At 64.2% G+C, this 23008-nt stretch carries 18 protein-coding genes; 10 read left to right on the top strand and 8 right to left on the bottom strand.

What is annotated here, in order from left to right; all coding sequences use genetic code 11:
* Nucleotides 1-3: 3 nt before the first annotated feature.
* The 3 genes from NKJ40_RS23730 to NKJ40_RS23720 form a co-directional block, all read right to left on the bottom strand.
* Nucleotides 4-927, bottom strand: coding sequence for a carbohydrate ABC transporter permease (locus NKJ40_RS23730; protein WP_023718922.1), 924 nt, complete (start codon nt 925-927; stop codon nt 4-6).
* A gap of 240 nt (nt 928-1167) precedes the next feature.
* Nucleotides 1168-2427 carry an ABC transporter substrate-binding protein gene (locus tag NKJ40_RS23725; RefSeq protein ID WP_352468133.1) on the bottom strand — a complete coding sequence of 420 codons (1260 nt, stop codon included), beginning with the start codon at nt 2425-2427 and terminating at the stop codon, nt 1168-1170.
* A gap of 2 nt (nt 2428-2429) precedes the next feature.
* A complete protein-coding gene (locus NKJ40_RS23720; protein ID WP_352468132.1) occupies nt 2430-3389 on the bottom strand; it encodes an N-acetylmuramic acid 6-phosphate etherase in 960 nt (319 codons plus the stop codon).
* A 199-nt stretch (nt 3390-3588) separates the two neighbouring features.
* Here NKJ40_RS23720 and NKJ40_RS23715 point away from each other — a divergent pair, with 199 nt between their 5' ends.
* From NKJ40_RS23715 to nagA, 4 genes are read left to right on the top strand one after another with little or no spacing between them, the layout of a single operon-like run.
* Nucleotides 3589-4470, top strand: a complete 882-nt coding sequence (locus tag NKJ40_RS23715; RefSeq protein ID WP_352468131.1) for a glucosamine kinase nucleotide-binding domain-containing protein — start codon at nt 3589-3591, stop codon at nt 4468-4470.
* On the top strand, nt 4467-5249 hold the full coding sequence (locus NKJ40_RS23710; RefSeq protein WP_352468130.1) for a GntR family transcriptional regulator: 783 nt from the start codon (nt 4467-4469) through the stop codon (nt 5247-5249). The genes NKJ40_RS23715 and NKJ40_RS23710 overlap by 4 nt, the downstream gene beginning before the upstream one ends.
* The gene (locus tag NKJ40_RS23705; protein ID WP_352468129.1) at nt 5246-6277 is read left to right on the top strand and encodes an SIS domain-containing protein; all 1032 of its coding nucleotides are present in this window, start codon (nt 5246-5248) and stop codon (nt 6275-6277) included. The genes NKJ40_RS23710 and NKJ40_RS23705 overlap by 4 nt, the downstream gene beginning before the upstream one ends.
* Nucleotides 6274-7449, top strand: coding sequence for an N-acetylglucosamine-6-phosphate deacetylase (gene nagA / locus NKJ40_RS23700; protein ID WP_352468128.1), 1176 nt, complete (start codon nt 6274-6276; stop codon nt 7447-7449). The genes NKJ40_RS23705 and nagA overlap by 4 nt, the downstream gene beginning before the upstream one ends.
* Here the strand turns inward: nagA and NKJ40_RS23695 are convergent.
* From NKJ40_RS23695 to NKJ40_RS23680, 4 genes are all read right to left on the bottom strand, one after another.
* Entirely contained in the window at nt 7446-8966 is a 1521-nt protein-coding gene (locus NKJ40_RS23695; RefSeq protein ID WP_352468127.1) for a malonate--CoA ligase, read from the bottom strand. The genes nagA and NKJ40_RS23695 overlap by 4 nt on opposite strands.
* 40 nt (nt 8967-9006) lie before the next feature.
* Complete coding sequence (rpe, locus tag NKJ40_RS23690) at nt 9007-9684, bottom strand: ribulose-phosphate 3-epimerase (RefSeq protein ID WP_352468126.1); 678 nt, start codon at nt 9682-9684, stop codon at nt 9007-9009.
* A gap of 217 nt (nt 9685-9901) precedes the next feature.
* A complete protein-coding gene (locus tag NKJ40_RS23685) occupies nt 9902-13675 on the bottom strand; it encodes a DUF7929 domain-containing protein (RefSeq protein ID WP_352468124.1) in 3774 nt (1257 codons plus the stop codon).
* Between the two features lie 10 nt (nt 13676-13685).
* A complete protein-coding gene (locus NKJ40_RS23680; RefSeq protein ID WP_352468122.1) occupies nt 13686-15662 on the bottom strand; it encodes a hypothetical protein in 1977 nt (658 codons plus the stop codon).
* Between the two features lie 567 nt (nt 15663-16229).
* Here NKJ40_RS23680 and dnaK point away from each other — a divergent pair.
* From dnaK to NKJ40_RS23650, 6 genes are all read left to right on the top strand, one after another.
* The gene (gene dnaK, locus NKJ40_RS23675) at nt 16230-18146 is read left to right on the top strand and encodes a molecular chaperone DnaK (protein WP_023679851.1); all 1917 of its coding nucleotides are present in this window, start codon (nt 16230-16232) and stop codon (nt 18144-18146) included.
* Nucleotides 18147-18358: 212 nt separating this feature from the next.
* Nucleotides 18359-19489, top strand: coding sequence for a molecular chaperone DnaJ (dnaJ, locus tag NKJ40_RS23670; RefSeq protein WP_352468121.1), 1131 nt, complete (start codon nt 18359-18361; stop codon nt 19487-19489).
* A 116-nt stretch (nt 19490-19605) separates the two neighbouring features.
* Nucleotides 19606-20211 carry a phospholipid N-methyltransferase PmtA gene (pmtA, locus tag NKJ40_RS23665; RefSeq protein ID WP_023679853.1) on the top strand — a complete coding sequence of 202 codons (606 nt, stop codon included), beginning with the start codon at nt 19606-19608 and terminating at the stop codon, nt 20209-20211.
* A gap of 61 nt (nt 20212-20272) precedes the next feature.
* Nucleotides 20273-20869 carry an NADPH-dependent FMN reductase gene (locus NKJ40_RS23660; protein ID WP_352468120.1) on the top strand — a complete coding sequence of 199 codons (597 nt, stop codon included), beginning with the start codon at nt 20273-20275 and terminating at the stop codon, nt 20867-20869.
* The gene (gene pyrF, locus NKJ40_RS23655) at nt 20866-21579 is read left to right on the top strand and encodes an orotidine-5'-phosphate decarboxylase (protein WP_352468119.1); all 714 of its coding nucleotides are present in this window, start codon (nt 20866-20868) and stop codon (nt 21577-21579) included. Before NKJ40_RS23660 ends, pyrF begins: the two co-directional genes overlap by 4 nt.
* Nucleotides 21580-21606: 27 nt before the next feature.
* Nucleotides 21607-21894: a DUF1330 domain-containing protein gene (locus NKJ40_RS23650; protein ID WP_352468118.1), complete on the top strand. Its 288-nt coding sequence runs from the start codon at nt 21607-21609 to the stop codon at nt 21892-21894.
* On the opposite strand, the gene NKJ40_RS23645 is transcribed toward NKJ40_RS23650, so the two are convergent.
* Nucleotides 21891-22949: a D-alanine--D-alanine ligase family protein gene (locus NKJ40_RS23645; protein ID WP_352468117.1), complete on the bottom strand. Its 1059-nt coding sequence runs from the start codon at nt 22947-22949 to the stop codon at nt 21891-21893. The genes NKJ40_RS23650 and NKJ40_RS23645 overlap by 4 nt on opposite strands.
* Nucleotides 22950-23008: the final 59 nt, after the last annotated feature.

Here is a 23008-nt window from a genome sequence, read left to right as displayed (position 1 = left end):
CCCCTAAAACTGGTAGCGACGCAAGCGCGTCTGCACGAGGAACAGATAGACGCAGACGCCGCCGAGGATGATCAGGAACATCATCGTGGCGATCGCCGCGCCCATGTTGGGATCGCCGACCTGCAGCTGGAAGCCGAAGAAGGCGCGGTAGAGGAAGGTGCCGAGAATATCGGTCGAATAGTTCGGCCCGGCCAGCGCGCCTTGCGCCGTGTAGATCAGGTCGAAAGCGTTGAAATTGCCGACGAAGGTCAGGATCGAGATGATGCCGATCGACGGCAGGATGAGCGGCAGCTTGATCTTCCAGAATTGCGCCATCCCGGTGATGCCGTCGCATTCGGCGGCCTCGATCACCTCTTCGGGGATGGACAGCAGTGCCGCGTAGATCAGCATCATCGGGATGCCGACGAACTGCCAGACCGAAATCAGGCTGAGCGCGGTCAGCGCGTATTGCGCCTTGCCGAGCCAGGGCGTGAACAGGCTTTTCAGGCCGACAAGGTCCATCATATGCGGCGCCACGCCCCATAGCGGCGACAGGATCAGCTTCCAGGCGAAGCCGACGATGACGAAGGACAGGATCGTCGGCACGAAGATCGCCGTGCGGTAGAAGGCGGAAAACCGCAGCCTGGGGCTGGACAGAAGTGCTGCCAAAAGGACGCCGATCGGGTTCTGCACCAGCATATGGATGATGAAGAACCAGACATTGTTCCTGAGCGCGTTCCAGAAATTGACCGACCAGTTGGGATCGCCGAACAGCATGCGGAAATTTTCCAGTCCGACGAACACCTGCGACTGGTTGATGTTGCGGAACAGGGAAAGCTGCAGCGTGCCGGCCAGCGGCAGGATCATGATCGCCGTATAGACCAGCAGCGCCGGCGCCAGGAAAACGCCGATATGCCAACGGAACGGTCTTTTCGGTGCTGCGGCCATGCGTTCGGTCCCCGCCGATCAGGTCTTGCTATTGCCGTCAAAGGGCACGGCGCCTCCCTCCCCCTCGAGGGGAGGGTGCTTCGCGAAGGGAGGCGGGTGGGGTCGGCCGAGGCAGCGCGCCATCGTCGTTCGACCGCGCTTTCCAGCAACGATCAAGCCGCGGCCTGCCTCGACCGACCCCCTGTGTCGCCTTCAGCGACATCTCCCCCTCGAGGGGGGAGACAACGCTTCGCCGCGCCTTTACTTCGCCGGCTTGTACCAGCTGTCGAGGCCGTCCTGCAGCTTCTTGGCGGCCGCTTCCGGCGTGTCGGTGCCGTTGATGACGTTGGCCGATTCAACCCACGTCTCGTTCTCGAGGTTCGGCGTGCCGCGCGACAGGATCTGGTAGGTCGAGCGGATCGTCGACTTGCACTTGCCGCGCCAGGAGACGAATTCCTGGGCCAGCGGGTCTTCCATCTTCACCGGGGTGTTGTTCAGGCTGAAGAAGCCCGGCAGCGCGTTGGCGTAGATGGTGGCGAAATCCGGCGAGGCCACCCAGGACAGGAAGGTCTTGGCCGCATCCGCGTTCTTCGAGGCCGCATTGAGGCCCATGCCGATGTCGGTGTGGTCGGAGATGTAGCAGGTGTCGCCGGCCTTCTGTACCGGCGGCGGGAACGCGCCCATCTTGAACTGCGCCTGCGTGTTGAACAGGCCGATTTCCCACGAGCCGGCCGGGTAGATGGCGGCGCGGCCGAGCGTGAACAGGTTCTGGCTGTCCGGATAGGTCTGCGCCTCGAAGCCGTCGCCGAGATAGTCCTTCCACTTGGCCAGTTCCTTGTAGGGCTCGACCCACTGCGGATCGGTCAGCTTCTGCTCGCCCTTGATCAGTGCCAGGCGGCCTTCCTCGCCCTTCCAGTAATTCGGGCCGATGTTCTGGTAGCCCATGGTCGCGGCTTCCCAGAGATCCTTGGTGCCCATCGCCATCGGGATGTAGGTGCCGTCGGCCTTGATCTTGTCGAGCGCGGCGTAGAACTCCTCATTGGTCGTCGGCACCTTGATGCCGAGCTTGTCAAAGGCGTCCTTGTTGTAGATGAAGCCATGGATGACCGAGGCCATCGGCACGCAAAAGCTCGACTTGCCGTCGTCGGTCTGCCAGGCGGCCTTGGCAACATCGGAGAAGTTCTCCATGCCGGGCAGTGTCGAGATATCGGCAAGATTGCCCTTCTTGAAGAGTTCTAGCGATTTGTCGAACGGGCGGCAGGTGATCAGGTCGCCGGCCGAGCCGGCGGCCAGCTTGGCGCCGAGTGCGGCGTCATATTCGGTCGGCGCCGACGGCGCGAATATCACCTTGATGCCCGGGTTCTTGGCTTCGAAGGCCGGGATCAGCTTGTCCTTCCAGATGGCAAGGTCATCGCCGCGCCAGCTTTCGATGTTGAGCGTTACGTCGTCGGCATAAGCCACCCCGGCGGAGCCGAGAATGCTGGTGCCGAGAAGAAGTGCCGTCAGTAGCTTCGTTGTCATGCTCAGTCTCCCTGTTGACCTTTTTCAGGTTCGGTTTTGATGAGAACAGAGGCATTGCGCCCCTTGCTCCCCTCGATCGCGGAAAGGGCTGGCCGCAGCTTGTGGCCAGTCCCTTCCAGTATCTTCTCGGCCGCATCGGCGCTGGCGGCGCCGGCGGCGAGCAGAATGGCGGTCTTGACGACGCCGCCGCTCTTTTCGAGCAGGCGGGCTGCCTCGTCCTTGCCGCGCCCGCTGACGGCGGCAACGATGCGTGCGGCGCGGTCGCGCAGCTTGATGTTGTCGGCCATGAGGTTGACCATGTAGCCGTCATGGACATGGCCGAGATGGATGGCGGCCAGCGTCGACAGCATGTTGAGCGCGATCTTCTGGGCGGTGCCGGCGCCCATGCGCGTCGAGCCGGCAATCAGCTCCGGCGGCGTTTCGAGCAGGATGGCGATGTCGGCCAGCCGCAGCAGCGCAGCCTCCCTATTGTTGGCGATGGCAATGGTCGCCGCACCGCGACGCCTGGCGTCCTCGATCGCCCTGACAGCATAAGGTGTCGAGCCGCTGGCCGAGACGGCGATCAGGCAGTCGCCCTTGCCGATGCCGGCGGCGGCAACCGCTGCCGAAGCTTCCTCGGTGTCGTCCTCCGGCCCGCCCGCCAGTGTCTTGAAGGCCTCCTCGCCGCCGGCGATCAGAATGGCGATGCGGTCGCGCTGGATGCCGAACGTGCCCGGCAGCTCCAGCGCATCGGCCAATGCCATCAGGCCCGAGCTGCCGGCGGCCGCATAGGCGAGCTTGCCACCGCTTTTGAGTCTGCTTGCGATGATTTCGGCTGCCGCGGCAATGGCAGGAATGGCGCCGTGCACGGCCTTGGCGGCCTCGATCTGTGCGTTGGCCAAAGAGGAAAGGACGGCTTCCGGGGCCTGGATATCCAGTCCCTCGGCATTGTGGTGAAGCGCTTCGGTGCGCGTTTCGGCCATCCGCTTTCCTCCAATCGAGAAAACCATACCAAAAAAATACCACTTGTCCACACGCATTAATGAAATCCTTGCGGCGGTGCAGGCTTGCGAACAAAATCGGCTGATTTTCCAACAAACTACGCCTTAACTTTTTTGAAACGGAAATTAATCCTTGGCTATTGGTATTTTATTGGTATTATCCGCCTGGAGGAGAAATCACGTGAAATTCGTGCTCGGCATCGATGGCGGCGGCACCAGCTGCAGGGCGGCCCTTGCAACGGCCGACGGCAGTGTCCTCGGCCGCGCCAAAAGCGGCGCCGCCAACATACGCACCGATCTCACCGGCGCCAGGGCCAATATCGTCGACGCAGCGCAGCAGGCCTTTGTCGCCGCGGGCAGGGATCCCGCACTGATCCCGCAAACTCCGGCCGTTCTCGGTCTTGCCGGCGCCAATGTCGGCACCTACAGGCAGCAGCTCGAAGCGATCCTGCCGTTCCGCATCAGCCGTGTCGAGACCGACGCCGAGATTGCGCTGGAAGGCGCGGTTGGCTCCGGTGACGGCGCCATGGCCATACTCGGCACCGGCACCGCCTATATGGCGCGCAAACAAGGCAAGTCGCGCGCCATCGGCGGCTGGGGGTTCCAGGTCGGCGACCAGGGCAGCGGCGCCCGCATCGGCCGCGACCTGCTCGAGCAGACGCTGCTCGCCTATGACGGCATCCGCCAGGGATCACCGTTGACGCAAGCCATGCTCGCCATCTTCCGCAACAATCCCGAGGATGTGGTCGAATTCACCACCAATGCCAAGCCAGGCGATTTCGGCGGCTTCGCGCCCAAGGTGTTCGAACATGCCGAAAAGGGCGATGCCGTCGCTATCTGGATCCTCGACAAGGCGGTCGCCGATGTCGAGGCAGCGCTTGGCGTGCTCGACCTCGGCGGCGACGATCCGCTCTGTTTGCTCGGCGGGTTGGCGCCGCTTTACGCGCCGCGCCTGTCGGCCCGCTACCGGGCGCTGCTGAAACCGCCGCTCGACGACGCGCTGGGCGGCGCGGTTCAGATGGCGGTTCGGATTTTTGCGAGCACGGCGGAGGCAGCGCGATGAGCGAGGCCGCCGACCAGATATTCGCGGTGCTGAAACAATCGTCGCAGAGCGGCGCGCCGCTCTATCTGCAGCTGAGGAAAAGCATCGAGGATGCGGTCAAACGCGGGCTGATCGGACCGGGCGATGCGCTGCCATCCGAGCGCGACATCGCCAGCAAGGCCGACATTTCGCGCGTCACCGTGCGCAAGGCGGTGCAGGACCTGGTCAAGGGCGGCATCCTCGTCCAGCGCCATGGTTCCGGTACTTTCGTTGCGCCACGCATGGAGCGCGTCGAGCAGTCGCTGTCGATGCTGACCTCGTTTACCGAAGACATGGCGCGGCGCGGCATGGCCGTGCGTTCGGCCTGGCTCGACCGCGGCCTCTATCCGCCGTCGCCCGACGAGATGATGGTGCTCGGCCTGGCGTCGAACGAACTGGTGGCGCGCGTGGCGCGCCTTCGCATCGCCAACGACACGCCGCTGGCGATCGAGCGCGCCTCGCTATCGACAAGCGTGCTGCCGGATCCGGCGGCGATTGGTTCGTCGCTCTACGCGGCGCTGGAAAAGACCGGCAACAGGCCGGTGCGGGCGGTGCAGCGCATTTCCGCCACCAATCTTGGCGATAGCGACGCGCATCTGCTGGAAGTGCCGCCGGGCATTGCCGGCCTGCACATCGAGCGTATCTCCTATCTGGCGAGCGGCAAGGTGATCGAATTCACCCGCTCCATCTATAGGGGCGACGCCTATGATTTTGTCGCCGAACTCCGGCTGAGCGGGCCGGGCGAAGAGGGCCGGCCATGAGCGCAACAACGACCCATATGCGGCGCGAGATCGAGGAGATCCCGGAGGCCACCGCCCGCCTGCTCGACGGCTCGGCCGCGGTGCTGACGGAAGCTGGACGCGGCATTCGCGAGCGCGATCCGAATTTCGTCGTCACCGTGGCGCGCGGCTCGTCCGACCATGCCGCAACGTTCATGAAATATGCCGTGGAGCTGACCGCGGGCCTGGCGGTTGCGTCGGTCGGTCCGTCGATCGCCTCGATCTATGGCGCCAAGCTGAAGCTGGGCGGCTCGGCCTGCCTGGCGATCTCGCAGTCGGGCAAGAGCCCGGACATCGTCGCAATGGCGCAAGCGGCGCGGACCGGCGGATCGCTGACCGTCGCCATCACCAACACCGCCGATTCGCCGCTCGCGCGAGCCTCGGATTACGCCATCGATATCCTGGCCGGACCGGAGCTCAGCGTCGCGGCGACCAAGACCTTCGTCAATTCGGCGGTCGCCGGCCTCGCCTTGATGGCGCACAGCACCGGCGACGACAAGTTGCTCGCCGCACTCGCCCGCCTGCCGGAGCATTTTCGCAAGGCGATCGCCTGCGACTGGATGGCACTGGCTGGGGCACTCGAGACCCAAAAATCGCTGTTCATCCTTGGCCGTGGCCCGTCGGCGGCGATCGCCAACGAGGCGGCGCTGAAATTCAAGGAAACCTGCGCCATGCATGCCGAGGCCTATAGCGCCGCCGAGGTCATGCACGGCCCGCTGGCGCTGGTCGGTCCCGGCTTCCCGGTGCTGGCACTTGCCGCCCGCGATGCATCCGAACCGTCGGTGGCCGATGCCGCCGACAGCCTGGCCGGCAAGGGCGCCGCCGTCTTTGTGACGTCGAACAAGGCAAAGAGCGCGCAGCCGCTGCCGCATGTCGCCACCGGTCATCCGCTGACCGACCCGCTGACACTGATCGTGTCGTTCTATGGTTTCGTCGAGGCTTTTGCCCGCCATCGCGGCCTCGACCCCGACACGCCGCCCAATCTGCGCAAGGTAACGGAAACGCTATGAGCGACCGCTTTGCCCTGACTGGCGCCCGGATTTTCGATGGCGACGACTGGCACGACAATGCGGCGCTTGTCGTGCGCGACGGCCTCGTCGAGGCCATCGTTGCCGCCGGCGCCATTCCATCCAATGTTGCGCGTATCGAGACCGGCGGCATGCTGGCGCCTGGCTTCGTCGATCTGCAGGTCAATGGCGGCGGCGGCGTCATGCTCAACGACCATCCCGACGTCGCCTCGATCGAGACCATCTGCCGGGCGCACGCGCCCTTCGGCACGGCGGCGCTGTTGCCGACGCTGATCACCGACAGGTCCGAGATCACCGCCGCGGCGGTTGCGGCCGGAGCCGAGGCGGCACGGAGGAAGGTGCCGGGCTTCCTGGGCCTGCATCTCGAAGGGCCGCATCTTTCGATCATCCGCAAGGGCGCGCATGACCCGGCTTTGATCCGGCCTATGCTAGACTCCGACCAGGCGATGCTGATCGCCGCACGGACAAATCTGCCGGTACTGCTGACGACGGTGGCGCCCGAATCCGTCGAGCCCGGCCAGGTGTCGGCGCTCAGCAAGGCCGGCATTGTCGTCAGCATCGGCCATTCCGATACCGGCTATGCCACGGCTCGCGCCTTTGCCGAGGCCGGCGCAACGGTGGTCACCCATCTGTTCAACGCAATGAGCCAGATCGGCAATCGCGAGCCGGGGCTGGCGGGCGCGGCAATCGATACCGGCACATTCCATGCCGGCATCATCGCCGACGGTATCCATGTCGATCCGGCCACCATGGCCATCGCCTTGCGCGCCAAGCAGGGGCCGGGCAAGATCCTGCTCGTCACCGACGCCATGGCGACGATCGGCACAGACATGACCTCGTTTACGCTGAACGGCCGCACCATCCACCGCAAGGATGGCAGGCTGACGCTTGCCGACGGCACGCTGGCGGGCGCGGATCTCGACATGATTTCCGCGGTGCGCTTCGTGCACCGCGTCGTCGGCCTCAGCCTCGACGAAGCCTTGCGCATGGCCTCGCTCTATCCGGCGCAAGCGATCGGCCAGTCGCACCGGCTCGGGCGCTTCGCCAAGGGAACTGCTGCCAACATCGTTTCGCTGTCGGACGATCTGGACATTAAAAGCGTCTGGATCGACGGTGCCAGGGTTTTTGCAGCCAACGCCATCCCTCCGGCTTAGCCGGCTTTGGACGTATAGAGGTCCTTGTAGGTTTCGCGCAGCAGGTTCTTCTGCACCTTGCCCATTGTGTTGCGCGGCAGTTCGTCCACGAAGATCACCCGTTTCGGATGCTTGTACCTGGCGAGGCGCCCGGCGATGGCCTCTACGATCCCTGCGGCGCTGATGGCCGAGCCCGGCGTCCTCACCACGATAGCGGTGACGCCTTCGCCGAAATCCGGATGGGCAACGCCGATGACAGCGCTTTCGGCGACGCCAGGCAGCGCGTCGATCTCGCTCTCGACTTCCTTTGGATAGATATTGTAGCCGCCGGAAATGATCAGGTCCTTGCCGCGGCCGATGATGTGGACATAGCCGTCGGGATCGATCAGCCCGAGATCGCCGGTGATGAAGAAACCGTCGTCACGGAATTCAGCCCTGGTCTTTTCCGGCATATGCCAGTAGCCGCAAAAGACGTTCGGGCCCTTGACCTCGATCATGCCGACCTCGCCCCGGGCAAGTGTTTCGCCATCGGGATCGGCGATGCGCAGGGAAACGCCGGGCAGGGGAAACCCGACCGTGCCGGCACGCCGCTCGCCATCATAAGGGTTCGACGTGTTCATGTTGGTCTCGGTCATGCCGTAGCGCTCGAGGATGGCGTGGCCGGTGCGCTCTCGCCAGGCTCTGTGCGTCTCGGCCAAAAGCGGCGCCGAGCCGGAAATGAACAGGCGGATGTTTTTCGCCGCTTGCCGGTTCAAACCGTCCTGCTGCAGCAGGCGGACGTAGAATGTCGGCACGCCCATCAGGGCGGTGGCGCACGGCAGCAGCGAGACGATGCGGGCCGGGTCGAATTTGGTTTCGAACAGCATCGAGGCGCCGGCCATCAGGACCACATTGGTGGCGACGAAAAGGCCATGCGTGTGGAAAACCGGCAGCGCGTGAATCAGCACGTCTGCGGCAGTGAAGCGCCAGAGGTCGACCAGCACCCGCGCATTGGAGGCGAGGTTTTCGTGGCTGAGCATGGCGCCTTTCGAACGGCCGGTGGTGCCGGACGTGTAGAGGATCGCAGCAAGGTCGTCCGGTCCGCGCGCCACATCGTGGAAGTCCACGGCCGCCTCAGAGGCGCGGTCGGTCAACGAACCCTCACCCTTGCTGCCGAGTGTCGCGACCGCAGCGCCCGAGGCCTGTGCCAAAGCGCCGATCTCGGTCACTCGCGCCGGGTCGCAGACGACCAGTCGCGGCTCGGCATCGCGAAAGAAATAGTCGAGCTCGGTGAGCGTATAGGCGGTATTGAGCGGCAGGAAGATCGCGCCGGCACGCAGACAGGCGAGATAGAGGAAAATGGCCTCGGGGCTCTTCTCGACCTGAACGGCGACGCGGTCGCCGGCTTCGACGCCCAGCTGCGACAGCGCATGTGCCAGTTGAGCGGAGCGCGCCAGCATTTCGCCATAGCTGATCGAGCGCCCATCCTCTGCCTCCATCAAAAGGCGTTCGGGCGCGGGCATCCGGGCACGGAAAGCATCGAACAGATGGTTGCTCATGTTTCCCCCGAGCCGCGGTTTCCGGGCCAGGCGCCAGCGGTCAGCCGGCCGCCTTATCCGCCGCTGCCCTGATTGCCTCGATGTTTGCCCGGTAGGCCTCGACGCTGCCGCCCTTGAAAATGGCCGCACCAGCGACCAGCACGCTGGCGCCGGCCGCGGTGACCAGGGGCGCAGTTTCAGGCGAGATGCCACCGTCGATCTCGATCCTGATCGCCCTGCCACCGATCAGCGCCTTCACCCGCCTCACCTTGTCGACGATCGCCGGAATGAAGGCCTGGCCGCCGAACCCCGGATTGACCGTCATGATCAGGACCAGATCGAGCCGGTCGAGCACGTATTCGATCATCGTCTCCGGTGTCGCCGGGTTGAGCGACACGCCGGCCTTCTTGCCAAGGTTTTTGATCGTCTGCAGCGAGCGGTCGAGATGCGGCCCGGCTTCGGCGTGCACCGTGATGCCGTCGCAGCCGGCCTCGGCGAAGGCGGCCAGATAGGGGTCGGCCGGGGCGATCATCAGATGGCAGTCGAAGAAAGCCTTGGTGCGGTTGCGGATCGCCTTGATCACCGGTGGCCCGAAGGTGATGTTCGGGACGAAATGCCCGTCCATGACGTCGAGATGGATCCAGTCGGCGCCCGCGGCGGTCACCGCCTCGACCTCGTCGCCGAGCTTCGAGAAATCGGACGCCAGCACCGATGGCGCGATCAGGGTTTTTTTGCTCATGGTGCGGCCTTCCTGAACGCCTCAGTTTACGGACCCTCTGTATCGACTGCCTAGACCATGAGTCCGGAAAGTGGAAGCCGGTTTGTCCTTCCGCCGACGCCACGGCTTCAGGTTTGCGCTGCCCTTTCATCTGCCCGCCAAAGAAAAAACCCGCCGGATCGCTCCGGCGGGTTTTGGGTGACGCGAACCATCACCGTTTGAAGTTCCGCGCGCGATCCTATTGCTCGAGCTGCGGCTTGCGCCTTGGCACGACCTGCTGAAGAACCTTTGGATTCAGCAGCAGGGTCGGTTTGCGGATCGGCTGGCACTGGCCATTGATCGGCCGCGCGCCCGGTGCGCATTCCAGCCGTGGTTTGCGGCAGGCGCCGTCGCGCAGCTCTGTCCCACGCGGGCAGACGCAGACGCCGCGCTTGTTGTGGATCTGGCCTGGTATCGGGCACTCCACCACAACAGGCTTCTTGCGCCTGCAGGCATTGCCTTGCACTTCCGTGCCCCTCGGGCAGACGCAATCGCCGTTGGCGTCGTGGATCTGGCCACGGATGGTGCACTGCTCGGGCTTTGGCCGGATTGGCCGGCAGGCATTGCCTCTGACTTCCGTACCCCGCGGGCAGACGCAATCGCCAGCGGCGTCGTGGATCTGGCCACGGATGGTGCACTGCTCGGGCCTTGGCTGGATTGGCCGGCAGGCATTGCCTCTGACTTCGGTGCCCCGCGGGCAGACACAATCACCAACAGCGTCGTGGATCTGGCCACGAATGGTGCACTGCTCGGGTTCCGGCTGGATTGGCCTGCAGGCATTGCCTCTGACTTCGGTGCCCCGCGGGCAGACGCAATCGCCGGCAGCGTCGTGGATCTGGCCACGGATCGTGCACTGCTCGGGCTTCGGCTCTTTCCCCACGCAAGCGCCGTTCTCCAGCTCTGTTCCGCGCGGACAGACGCAACGTCCGTCTTCGGTGCGGATCTGGCCTTTGAGCAGAACGCAAGGTCTTGGCTTAGGCACGATGACCGTGCCGCCGCCGGACGAGCATTGGCCGTTACGGAACGTCGTGCCTGGCGGGCAGACGCAGTTGCCGGCGTCGTTCATGACGAAGCCTTGCGAGCATTCCTTCTTCACCTCATTCCTGATGGTGAAGGGATGGCAGGCATAGGCTTTGCCGCGATCACCCTGCACGTTGGCCGCACCGCGGGACAACACGTCGCCACCGCCTTGCACCGGCGTGTTCGGAGACAGCACGCCGACGCAGTTCTGGCCATTGACCGTGCCCTGCAGAGTGGCCAGGCGGCGGTCGTCGGGAATGGTCACGATCACATTGTGAACGTGGCTTTCCCCAGCGCCGAGCATCAGTTGAGCGATGCAGGACAGAGGCAAGGTTGCCGGCTCCGGCGAGCAGCCGAAGGGCGGATCGATCGAGGTGATCGCAACGCCTTCCAGCCGGCCGAGGCCTTCGACGCCGATCGCATCGCCGATGCGAACCGGACCGGAGAAGGCGCTCGTCCCATCGTTCGTGATGGTGATCTCGAACGAGCAGGGCTGGCCGGGCTTGCACTCGGCGTCGCCGGTCTTCTCGACGCGGATGGTCGAGGCGCCGCCGCCCTTGGCGCAGGCCTGGCCGATCGGATAGACGATGTCGTCTCCCGGAGCCGGGCCGTAGGAGCCACGTGCGCAGTTCTCGAATTCGCCGTTCGCGGCAACCGTCACGTCGAAATGACGGCTGGTTCCGGGCGTCATAACGGCGCCGGGAATCTGGCAGGACAGTGTGTTGGCCGGAACCGGTCCGCAAGCCCATTCCGCGCCGTCTGGGGTGACGGTCTGGATCTGGACCGGCGCTCCGCCGGTTATCAGCGTCGCGGCATCGTTGACCCGCACCGGACCGGTCGGGGCAGCGGCGCCGAGGCTGATGACGGTGATGCGGCAGGAAACGATCGCAGCACCGGCCAGCGAGCCATTGCACACCTTGGTGATGCGCAGGGCCGGCTCGCCGCCATTGGGATGACGGATGCGTTCCTTGGCGCAGGCTCTGTTGTTGGTGATGTCGTTCTCACCGGGAATAGCCTTCACCTCGGCGCAGTTCTCGACGGTATCGGGCCGGTAGTTGGCCGGCATCACCGCCCTGACGAAGATCGGCGTCGAGGCGCCAGGCAACAGCACGATGCCGGCATTGTCGCAACGGAACTTGCCGGGACCGTTCGGCCCGCAGATCCATGGCGGCGTCGGGCCGAAGGTCGAGGATGCCGGCGCGCCGCCCGGATAGGTGTCGACGACCGTCAGCGGCCCGTTATAGGGGACGCCGCCATTGTTGATGATGTCGATCACGAAGGTGCAGACGCCATCGGCCGAACAGAATTCGGTTCGGGCGCGCTTCTTCAGGATCAGATCGAACTTCTTCTCCACCGGCGGCCGGCAGTCACGGTCACGATCGCCACGCCGGCAGATTGGGATCGAAGCACAGCCGCGATCGTTTTGCTGGCTGCCGAAAAGCAGCTTGCCGCTGGCGCCATAATTGTAGGTGGCGCAGTTGCGCAAGACGCTGCCTCGCCAGCCTGCGGCCGGCTTGAAGCCGAGCTTGAGGTCGACAGAGGCACCCGGATTGAGCGTGGTCACCGGATGAGTGCAAATCATCGGGGTGGTTCCAGGCGCGCAGACCCAGGGCGGGTTCGGCCCTGAATCGAGGGTGGAGCCGGCCGGCAGGGTGACTTCGTCGAGCACGATCTTGCCGTAGTAGGGTGCATCGCCGACATTGGTGACCCTGATGGTGAAGTCGCAGCCGCCGCCCATCGTGCAACGTTGCACGTCGGCGCGCTTTTCGACTTTCAGATCCGGTTCCTTGTCCTTCGGCGGGCACCTCTGGTCTCGCGGGATGACGATATCGATCGTTTGCGTGCAGCACAGACCCCAGCCCTCCTTCGGGCCGGCATAGGTTTCGATACCGGTGACGATGATGTGGATGACGTCGCCGGGTGAAGCGCCGACGATCTTCCAATTGAGCACACCGCCGCCCGCCGGCACCAATTGCGTGTCGGGAATGATGGTGATGCCGGGTGTCGTCGTCGAAAGCTGCACCCATTTGCCAGCCATCTCTGGGCCGAACGGCATGTGATAGATGAAGGCGCCGCCGCCGGGCACGCAATCGACCGTGCCGCGCTCCACCTTGAAGCATTCCTTGCCGGGAGGTGGAGGCGGCGGGTTGCACCTGGTGATGTCGATCTTGATCGAGGTCTTTGCACCCGTGAGATAATTGCCGTCGTCCGGCTTGCCCGGGTCCTGCGACGGGATTTCGACGCCGGCACCGTGTTCGCGGCTCACCTTGACCACGCCCTGGTTATCGACGATTGCCGGCGACGGAAACGCCGCATGGTCGATCTTGGCGGTGATCTGGAACGTGATGACGCGCTCGTTCGCAGCGCCGATGCCGTCGAGGTCGCTGGCGGAAATCCGGAAATCGGACACCGTCGCCGTATCGTCCGGGCCAGCCGAACTGCCGATCGTAGCGCCGGGCAGCGGTCCGCCGGACGCATCGGTGCCGTCGCCGGTCGCATGCACGCCGACGATGCGCAGGCCGTGCGGGAGCTGGTCCCTGAAATCGAGCCTGACCTTTTTCAGCATGGCCGCGGGGCCCGGGCTGGCAAAACCCTGCGGATTGCCGCGCAAGCCAAAGCTCAGCGAGTATACGACATAGTCGCAGCCTCTCTGGGTGCCTTTCTTGGTGAAGAAGGGCACGATCCGGCCCGGCTCCGGATTGACGATGCGAGGATTGTCGAAATCGAGCCTGGGATCTGGAACGGCAGTGTAGATGCCCGCATCGGCAGGCTTGATCTTGCCCGGGGCAAGGTCTTCGGCGAAGCCTTGGAGCGGACTCAGCATGGCGACCGCGATACCGGCCGCCATCAGCCAGCGCGCGCGGCGCCTGGCGAGTGACAGGGGTTTCATGATGGTCTCCATGACGATTGATTGTTTGCTCGTCGCAGGCGGGAAAAGTGCAAGATTGCTCATCTTCCCCTCCTCACGGTTCGCAGCTGACGGCTGGGGTTCTGAGCGGCAAGGTCATCTTGCAGCAAGGGTAGTAGCCACCCTTGTCGCGGTCGGACTGCCTGTAGAAGCAGAGCCCGACATCGACCCAGTCGCCAGGATAATGGCCGGTGATGCCGATCGTGAATGGCGCGCCGGGCGCATGCGACAGGGGTGAAGTCACCCCGACGCCAGGCATCCTGGACAGAGCCTTGATCGAATCGCCGCCGAAGCCGGCATGGTCATGGAGATAGAGATCGGCCTCGAGGCCGGAGGGCGTGCAGAAATACCTGACATCCTCGACATCGAGGCAAAGAGGCAGATTGCCGGGAGGTGGGAAGTCCGGCGGATAGAACGGAGGCAGATAGCCGCCCGGCACCTGCTCATAATAACCGGCACGGCCTTCGCACGGGCGCCAGACCTCGACGTCGCCGACATGGCCCTCGACTTCCGGGTCTTCGAAATAAGTGTCGAAGTCGACGAACCACGAGCCGAAAGGCGGCACGTTGGCCGGCTTGACCAGCGCCGTCGGCGTGATCTGCACGCCGTGCACGGCAAGCGGCCCGCCGGCTGCGAGTTGTTCGGCAAGCTCCGGGTTGTCGCGCAACTTGTCACCGGTATCGACCAGCGTGTCGGTGCAGACGCCGGTATCGAGATTGCCTTCGGCATCATAGCCATATTGCAGGTCGAGGCCGCCGGCCGACTGCCGGTTGTCTTGCGGGAAGCCGACCGCATATTCCTGCGGCACTTCCACCCAGGCCGATTCGGTCGCCGGATCGTCCGGATTTTCGCGCCAGTAGCGGATGACCTCACCCTTGCCGGAATCGGCGAACTGACTGTAGTCGTAGCGGTTCTCCACCGGGCCGCGCTGGGCCAGGTACATGAAGCCCTTGTTGTCGAAGGCGATGTCGATGACCGCGTAATCCTTGTCGGCCTTGACGGTCAGTTCCCAGCGCGGGTCGCCGGCGAAACTGCCGTCGCCGGCAATGCCCACCGACCAGATCTCCGCCTTTTCCCCGACCGAGTAATAGAGCCGGCCGCCACGATAGGCGACAGACCAGACGCGGCGCTCGTCCTGTGTGTAGCCCCAGCTATCGGGGTCCTCGCTGTCGAAGGCAGCACCCTGGATGTCCATCACCGAGCCGTCGTCGGCAAGGGCAGCAAGCCCGTGCGCCGGGCGGCCGGCTATGCCGTGGTCGAACGTGTCGAGCAGCGCGCCATTGGCGTCGATGCGGTGGATGAGGCCGGTGTCGAGATCGCTGGCGAAGAACTGGCGGTGGATATTGTCGAAAGTGACGTCGCCGATGCCGGGACCGCTATTGGCGTCGATATCGGCGAATCTCGAGACGGCGCCGGTGATGCCGTCGATCTTCCAGATCGTTCCGGGGCCGCCGCCGTTCTCGGTGCCGAACTGGCCCTCCATGAAGACCGCGTCAGCCGAGCCGCGGCGCTGCCGCTCCGATCGGCCATCGGCGTCGCCGTCTGGTGTGACGATGCGGATGCCGTGCAGCGACGTGGCGCCGGCATAGAGGTTTGGAATGGCCGATGGAACGCCGTCGCGCACGCCGTCGTCATAGGCGATGCCGAACACCTGGCCGATTTGTCCGGCCGTGACCTCGAACGGTGGCGGGGTGAAGACCAATTGGCCAGACGCCGGCCCGCCCAGCCTTGAGACGTCGAAGATGCGCAAGGTCGCGCGCGCCGTGTCGATAAAGGTTTCGTCGACGGGATCGACGCCCGGCGGCAGGCCTTCCTCGAAATTGGGAATGATGGTGCCGGAGAATCCGGTCACTGCCATCGAGCCGGGATAGATGATCTGGGTTTCCTGAGCCTGGGCCGAGCTGCCGAGCCAGAGCCCAGCGGCGAGCGCCAAGATCGACAATCCGCTGGCAGCCTGGCCGCTGGCAGCCTGGATGGCGCGGCGCAAACGGCCGGCACGAGAGCGCACCAACGCGCCGTGGTCGCAAGACATGGATCTCCCCCCACAGGTCATGGGAGAAACATCCGGTTCCGGCGCGCAAATCAGGGCAAGGCGCGGCGTTCCGGCACGTTCATCCCTGATCGAATTGTCTGCTTTCCTCAACGTCACGATACGCCTGCGTCCGCGCAGGGTCAACGGAACCAGCGAAAAGCCCAGCGCATCGACCCGGTCCCGAAGGCGATGGTCTGGCTGAGCTCCTGCTGTTCCCGGAGACCATGGAGCCTCTGGATCCGTGGTCATGGGGCTTTCCTTTCCGGGGCCGCACCACGCGGCACCTGAGCGTCAGTCGCGGGGTGAGGCGGAAAGGTTCATGGGCCGGGGGCCGGGCCGGGTCATCGCCGGAAAATACAGGCCTGCCGGTCCCGAATCGGATCAACCGCGATGAATGGTGAACGCCTTGCGCAGAATGCTTGCGCGCCACGCAGCGTGTTCTTATATACGCGCCAAGCCGTCCAGCGCCGAATGCCGGTTGCCGGAGCGGAATTTCTTGTGAACAGGGGCTTTCGTCGGAACGCCTGTACGGGTCCTGAGAGCCTGCTTAGCGGAGAGATTAGAACAATGGCAAAAGTAATCGGTATCGATCTGGGAACAACCAACTCCTGTGTCGCCATCATGGATGGCAAGGAATCCAAGGTCATTGAGAATGCGGAAGGCGCGCGCACGACCCCTTCCATCGTCGCCATCAACAGCGACGGCGAGCGCCTCGTCGGCCAGCCGGCCAAGCGCCAGGCGGTTACCAATCCTGAAAACACCATTTTCGCGGTCAAGCGCCTGATCGGCCGCCGCTACGACGATCCGGTGACGGAGAAGGACAAGAAGCTTGTCCCCTACAAGATCGTCAAGGGCGACAATGGCGACGCCTGGGTCGAGGCCGGCGGCAAGAAGCAGTCGCCCAGCCAGATCTCGGCGATGATCCTGCAGAAGATGAAGGAAACGGCGGAGGCCTATCTCGGCGAGAAGGTCGAGAAGGCGGTCATCACCGTTCCGGCCTATTTCAACGACGCCCAGCGCCAGGCGACCAAGGATGCCGGCAAGATCGCCGGCCTCGAAGTGCTGCGCATCATCAACGAGCCGACAGCGGCCGCGCTTGCCTATGGTCTCGACAAGAAGGAAGGCAAGACGATTGCCGTCTATGACCTTGGCGGCGGCACGTTTGACATTTCGGTGCTCGAAATCGGCGACGGCGTGTTCGAAGTGAAGTCGACCAATGGCGACACCTTCCTCGGCGGCGAGGATTTCGACATGCGTCTGGTCGAATATCTGGCGGCCGAGTTCAAGAAGGAACAGGGCATCGACCTGCGGAACGACAAGCTCGCCCTTCAGCGCCTCAAGGAAGCGGCTGAAAAGGCCAAGATCGAGCTGTCGTCCACCACGCAGACCGAGATCAACCTGCCCTTCATCACCGCCGATGCCACCGGCCCCAAGCACCTGACGCTGAAGCTGACGCGGGCGAAGTTCGAGAGCCTGGTCGAGGATCTCGTCCAGCGCACGATCGATCCCTGCAAAGCCGCGCTCAAGGATGCCGGCCTGAAGGCCGGCGAAATCGACGAAGTCGTCCTGGTCGGTGGCATGACCCGCATGCCCAAGATTCAGGAGATCGTGAAACAGTTCTTCGGCAAGGAGCCGCACAAGGGCGTCAACCCGGATGAGGTCGTCGCGTTGGGCGCCGCTATCCAGGCCGGCGTGCTGCAGGGCGACGTCAAGGACGTGCTGCTGCTCGACGTGACGCCGCTGTCGCTCGGCATCGAGACGCTGGGCGGCGTGTTCACGCGGCTGATCGAACGCAACACGACGATTCCGACGAAGAAGAGCCAGGTGTTCTCCACGGCCGAGGATTCGCAGTCGGCGGTGACCATCCGCGTCTTCCAGGGCGAGCGTGAAATGGCCGCCGACAACAAGGCGCTCGGCCAGTTCGATCTGGTCGGCATCCCGCCTGCGCCGCGCGGCGTGCCGCAGATCGAGGTCACCTTCGACATCGACGCCAACGGCATCGTCAACGTCTCGGCCAAGGACAAGGGCACCGGCAAGGAGCACCAGATCCGCATCCAGGCGTCCGGCGGCCTTTCGGACGCCGACATCGAGAAGATGGTCAAGGACGCCGAGGCCAATGCCGAAGCCGACAAGAAGCGGCGCGCGCTGGTCGAGGCCCGCAACCAGGCCGAGGCGCTGGTGCATTCCTCGGAGAAATCGCTGAAGGAATATGGCGAGAAGGTTTCCGAGGCCGACCGCACGGCGATTGCCGATGCGATCGCGGCGCTGAAGACCGCTGCCGAAGGCGACGACGTGACCGAGATCGAGGCCAAGACGCAGACGCTCGCCGAAGTCTCGATGAAGCTCGGCCAGGCCATGTACGAGGCTTCGCAGAAGGAAGCCGCCGAGGCCGACGCCAAGGCTGATGCTGCCAAGGACAGTGACGTCGTCGATGCCGATTTCGAGGAAATCGACGAAGACGACGAGAAGAAGAAGTCGGCCTGAACCGCCTGACGGTACAGGTGAGGAAAAAGCCCGGCGCGCAGCCGGGCTTTTTTGCAACCCTTTACCGGAAAAACGCGGAACTGCCCGAAAAAATGCGGACAAAGCCTCGTAGACACTGGCATCCCGGCTCCATCACACCTAAATCGGAACAGCGTGCCGGCAAACGACGCAACGATGCTTCAAGACGTTGAATATCCGGACTGCGGGAGAACATGAAAGCTGATTTTTACGAAACGCTGGGCGTGCAAAAGGGCGCCGACGAGAAGGAGCTCAAGAGCGCTTTTCGCAAGCTCGCCATGCAGTTCCATCCCGACCGCAACCCAGGCGACCATGCCTGCGAGCACAAGTTCAAGGAAATCAACGAAGCCTACGAGACACTGAAGGACCCGCAGAAGCGCGCCGCCTATGATCGCTTCGGCCACGCCGCCTTCGAGCACGGCGGCATGAATGGCGGGGCGCAAGGCTTTGGCGCCGGCGGCTTCTCCGACATTTTCGAGGACATTTTCGGCGATATGATGGGCGGGCGCCAGCGCCGCTCATCCGGCGGCCGCGAGCGCGGCGCTGATCTGCGCTATAATATGGAAATCACGCTGGAAGAGGCATTTTCCGGCAAGACCGCGCAGATTCGCGTGCCGGCCTCGATCTCCTGCTCGGAATGCTCGGGCAGCGGCGCCAAGCCGGGCACCCAGCCAGTGACCTGCTCGATGTGCAACGGCCACGGCAAGGTGCGCGCCACGCAAGGCTTCTTCTCGATCGAGCGCACCTGCCCGCAATGCCAGGGGCGCGGCCAGACCATCAAGGATCCGTGCCCGAAATGCGCCGGCCAGGGCCGTGTCACCGAGGAGCGCTCGCTGTCGGTAAACATCCCTGCCGGCATCGAGGACGGCACCCGCATCCGGCTGGCCAATGAGGGCGAGGCCGGCCTGCGCGGCGGCCCGTCGGGCGATCTCTACATCTTCCTCGCGGTCAAGCCGCACGAGTTCTTCCAGCGCGACGGCGCCGATCTTTATTGCAAGGTGCCGATCTCGATGACGACGGCAGCGCTTGGCGGCTCGTTCGAGGTGACGACACTGGACGGTACCCAGACGAAGGTGAAGGTGCCGGAAGGCACCCAGAACGGTCGCCAGTTCCGCCTCAAGGGCAAGGGCATGCCGGTGCTGCGCCAGCCCAACATCGGCGACCTCTACATCCAGACCGTGGTTGAGACGCCGCAGAACCTTTCGCGCCGTCAGCGCGAATTGCTGGAGGAATTCGAGCAGCTTTCCTCAAAGGACAATTCGCCTCAGTCGAGCGGATTTTTCGCACGCATGAAGGACTTTTTCGAAACGTTCGGCGAGCACTGAAGCTGATCCCTGGAAACGCTTCCCGAGCGTCATCAACACCTTATCCGGGGATTCGCCTTGTCTTGCACCTCGTAACTGCTAAGTAGCGTGCGAGGGGGCGTTGAGGAGGACTTTCGATGACGCGTAGTCCCGGACTGCGAAAGACGCTGGCAGAAAAGTTCGACGACGAGTTGAAGTTCTTCAAGGGCTGGATCGACAAGCCGAAGGCGGTCGGTTCGATCGTCCCGACCAGTTCCATCACCGCGGGCAAGATGGCCTCGATCGTCGATCCGACATCCGGCCTGCCGGTGCTCGAGGTCGGGCCCGGTACAGGCGTCATCACACGCGCCATCCTCGCCCAGGGCATAAAGCCTGAAAATCTCTACGCGGTCGAATATTCCACTGATTTCGTGCGCCATCTGCGCCAGCTTTATCCAGGCGTCAACGTCATCGAGGGCGACGCCTTCAATCTCGACGCGACGCTTGGCGACAAGCGCGACCTGATCTTCGATTCTGTGATATCGGGCGTGCCGCTGCTCAATTTCCCGGTCGCCCAGCGCATCGCCTATGTCGAGAGCCTGCTCGACCGTATCCCGGCGGGCCGGCCGATCGTGCAGCTGACTTACGGGCCGCTGTCGCCGATCCCGCCGGGCCGCGGCGACTATACGGTCGAGCATTTCCATTTCGTCATCCGCAACATTCCGCCGACGCAGCTTTGGATCTACCGACGCGGGGCCGCTTGAATTGAAGCGTTGGGTTTGAATGGCACTTGTCTTTATACCCATCGGGTGACAAGGCAGACCCATGGCTGTGATCGCGAAAATTCTCGTCTTCGCCGGTTCGGTGCGCGGCGGCGCCTATAGCGGCAGGACCGCCGACGTGGCGCAGAAGGAACTTGCCATGCAGGGCGCCGAGGTGACCCGCATCTCGCTCGCCGACTATCCGCTGCCGATCCTCGACCAGGATTTGGAAAAGGACGAAGGCATTCCCGAAAACGCCCTCAAGCTCGGCCGGATGATCGCCGCCCAGGACGGGCTGCTGATCGCGACGCCCGAATATAACGGCTCCATTCCGCCGCTGCTCAAGAACACCATCGACTGGGTGAGCCAGCTGCGCAAGGATGGCGGCCGGACGTTCAGGCCGCTTGTCGGCAAGGTCGCCGGCCTCTGCTCGTCTTCCAACGGACCCTTCGGCGGGATACGCTGCATCAACCATCTGCGCGCCGTGCTGGTACGCTGCCGGATGGAGGTGGTGACACCGGAGTGTTCGGTGCCGGAGGGCGGCAACGCCTTCGACGACGAGGGCAACTTCAGGGACGAGAGACTACACCAATCGATGGAGCACCTATGCCGAACGCTGATCGAGACCTCGCGCATGCTGTCGACGCGGATCGAGGCATGATCCCGGACGCCGCGCATGCCGACACAATTCAGGAAAGGCTGATCGTCGGCCTCGACCTGCCGACGCTGAAGGAGGCCGAGAAGGCGGTGCGCGAGCTCGACGGAATCGTCTCCTTCTACAAGATCGGCTACCAGCTCGCCTTTGCCGGCGGGCTCGACTTCGCCCGCGAGCTGGCCAGCGGCGGCACCAGGATCTTCCTCGACATGAAGCTGCTCGACATCGACAACGCGGTAGCCAAGGGGGTCGACAACATCGTCAAAATGGGCATGAGCATGCTGACCATCCATGCCTATCCGAAGACGATGAAGGCGGCGGTCGAGGCTGCGAAGGGCAGCGATCTTTGCCTGCTGGGGGTCACTGTGCTGACCTCGATGGACGAGCAGGACGTGATCGACGCCGGCTATGAATATGATCCGCATACGCTGGTGCTGAGGCGCTCCGAGCAGGCGCTGCATGCCGGCATGGGCGGCATCGTCTGCTCGGCCGAGGAAGCGGAGGCGGTGCGCCGCATCGTCGGCCCCGACCTGGCCGTCGTGACGCCGGGAATCCGGCCGAAGGGCAGCGACCATGGCGACCAGAAACGCGTGGTGACGCCGGCGCAGGCGATCCGCAACGGCTCCAGCCATCTCGTCGTCGGCCGGCCGATCGTCGGCGCGGCCGACAGGCGGGCGGCAGCAGAAGCGATCCTGGATGAAATGCGCTCGGCCTGACGCCAGGAATTAACCCGGAGAAAAGCCATGCCCAAGGGATACTGGATCGCTCGCGTCGATGTACGCGATGCGGAAGGCTACAAGGACTATGTCGCAGCCGCCAAGCTGGCCTTCGACCGCTTCGGCGCCAAGTTCCTGGCGCGCGGCGGCGCGTATGAGAAGGCAGAGGGGCCGGGCCGCGACCGCAATGTGATCATCAAATTTCCGTCGCTTGCGGCGGCGCATGACTGCTACCACTCGCCCGAATACCAGCGCGCCGTCGCGATCCGCCAAAAGGTGGCTGACGGCGAAATCGTGCTGGTCGAGGGGATTTAGGCGAGAAATCGGTTCATCGCGGTTTCAGCCATCGCATCGGCGAGGCTCAGGCCCCATTGCCGGCGACAGTAATCGCGGAAATCGAAGCAGGGCAGGCCGGGGCAGACCTCGAACTCGATGAGGTGCACGCTGTCGTCGAGTTCGACCCGGAAGTCGATGGAAAGGACGTCCCGCAGGCCAAGCCCGACCATCAGGTTTCCGGCTATTCGGCGAATAGTTGCATCCGCTCGAGGCTGGCTGTCGGCGACCGGCAGCAGCGCCGGCTCGGTGTATGTTCCCGACGCTTTCGCCACTGCGCCGGTATCGCCGTAAAGCGCCAGGCTGTCCTGCATGGTCTGGAAATCGCCGCCTGAATCGACAAAGGCGATGCCCAGCGCCTCGACGCCGGTATCCGGCTTCAATCCGAGAAAACTGGCGCGCGCGTTGCGCCCGCCGACATAGGGCTGGACCACGACATCGTCGCGATAGGCGGCGAATACGCGCCGGCTAAGCTCCAGCGCATGGCCGAGATCGTGGCAGCGCGAATCCGGCCAGATGCCGATCTTGGCGCCGAGCCGGTTCGGCTTGACGAACCAGCCGGCGGGCGAGGCCGGTGGCGCGACCAGCCAGGCGCCGTCACGGGCGAGGCCCGCCTGCGGCACCGGCAAGCCAAGCGCGCCGAGCACGGCGCCGGACCGGAACTTGTCCTGACAGAGCGCGAACAACGCATCGTCGGCGCCGATCGCCTTCAGGCCATTCAGCCGTGCCAGAGCTGGTGCCGCGCCGCCACGGAAATAGGCGATGCCGTCGGTCAGCGTCCAGACAAGCGTGGTCTTCGGAACTTCGCTGGCGAGAACGCTTGCGGCATCGTCGAGCGCCAGTGGGGCGAACGACAGGCCGCGCGTCTGGCAAGCGGCGGCAAGTGCGTCGAATTCAGCAGTGATGTCGGTCGATTGCGCCAGATAGGAGGCGATTTCGGCGGCACGCTCGGGCAAGTAGCCCTCGGCGAGCAGCCGGTCGAAGCAGGCCTTTTCCGGCTCATAAACCAGGATCAGTTTCGGCTTGCGGGTTGACATGGGTGGAACGGCTCCTGGCAGCACGATTGCCTACCATCGCACGGCGAACGCATTCGGCT

The organism is Mesorhizobium sp. M0119, from assembly GCF_040322615.1.
In the GTDB taxonomy this organism is placed as follows: Bacteria; Pseudomonadota; Alphaproteobacteria; order Rhizobiales; family Rhizobiaceae; genus Mesorhizobium.
The sequence above is the reverse complement of the archived record's forward strand: the minus strand, read 5'-3'. Positions and strand labels throughout refer to the sequence as shown.

Bases quoted from the DNA above. Each gene is read 5' to 3' on its own strand.
- NKJ40_RS23730 (WP_023718922.1), bottom strand. From the start codon at position 927: ATGGCCGCAGCACCGAAAAGACCGTTCCGTTGGCATATCGGCGTTTTC.
- NKJ40_RS23725 (WP_352468133.1), bottom strand. From the start codon at position 2,427: ATGACAACGAAGCTACTGACGGCACTTCTTCTCGGCACCAGCATTCTC.
- NKJ40_RS23720 (WP_352468132.1), bottom strand. From the start codon at position 3,389: ATGGCCGAAACGCGCACCGAAGCGCTTCACCACAATGCCGAGGGACTG.
- NKJ40_RS23710 (WP_352468130.1), top strand. From the start codon at position 4,467: ATGAGCGAGGCCGCCGACCAGATATTCGCGGTGCTGAAACAATCGTCG.
- NKJ40_RS23705 (WP_352468129.1), top strand. From the start codon at position 5,246: ATGAGCGCAACAACGACCCATATGCGGCGCGAGATCGAGGAGATCCCG.
- nagA (WP_352468128.1), top strand. From the start codon at position 6,274: ATGAGCGACCGCTTTGCCCTGACTGGCGCCCGGATTTTCGATGGCGAC.
- NKJ40_RS23695 (WP_352468127.1), bottom strand. From the start codon at position 8,966: ATGAGCAACCATCTGTTCGATGCTTTCCGTGCCCGGATGCCCGCGCCC.
- rpe (WP_352468126.1), bottom strand. From the start codon at position 9,684: ATGAGCAAAAAAACCCTGATCGCGCCATCGGTGCTGGCGTCCGATTTC.
- NKJ40_RS23685 (WP_352468124.1), bottom strand. From the start codon at position 13,675: ATGAGCAATCTTGCACTTTTCCCGCCTGCGACGAGCAAACAATCAATC.
- NKJ40_RS23680 (WP_352468122.1), bottom strand. From the start codon at position 15,662: ATGTCTTGCGACCACGGCGCGTTGGTGCGCTCTCGTGCCGGCCGTTTG.
- dnaK (WP_023679851.1), top strand. From the start codon at position 16,230: ATGGCAAAAGTAATCGGTATCGATCTGGGAACAACCAACTCCTGTGTC.
- dnaJ (WP_352468121.1), top strand. From the start codon at position 18,359: ATGAAAGCTGATTTTTACGAAACGCTGGGCGTGCAAAAGGGCGCCGAC.
- pmtA (WP_023679853.1), top strand. From the start codon at position 19,606: ATGACGCGTAGTCCCGGACTGCGAAAGACGCTGGCAGAAAAGTTCGAC.
- NKJ40_RS23660 (WP_352468120.1), top strand. From the start codon at position 20,273: ATGGCTGTGATCGCGAAAATTCTCGTCTTCGCCGGTTCGGTGCGCGGC.
- pyrF (WP_352468119.1), top strand. From the start codon at position 20,866: ATGATCCCGGACGCCGCGCATGCCGACACAATTCAGGAAAGGCTGATC.
- NKJ40_RS23650 (WP_352468118.1), top strand. From the start codon at position 21,607: ATGCCCAAGGGATACTGGATCGCTCGCGTCGATGTACGCGATGCGGAA.
- NKJ40_RS23645 (WP_352468117.1), bottom strand. From the start codon at position 22,949: ATGTCAACCCGCAAGCCGAAACTGATCCTGGTTTATGAGCCGGAAAAG.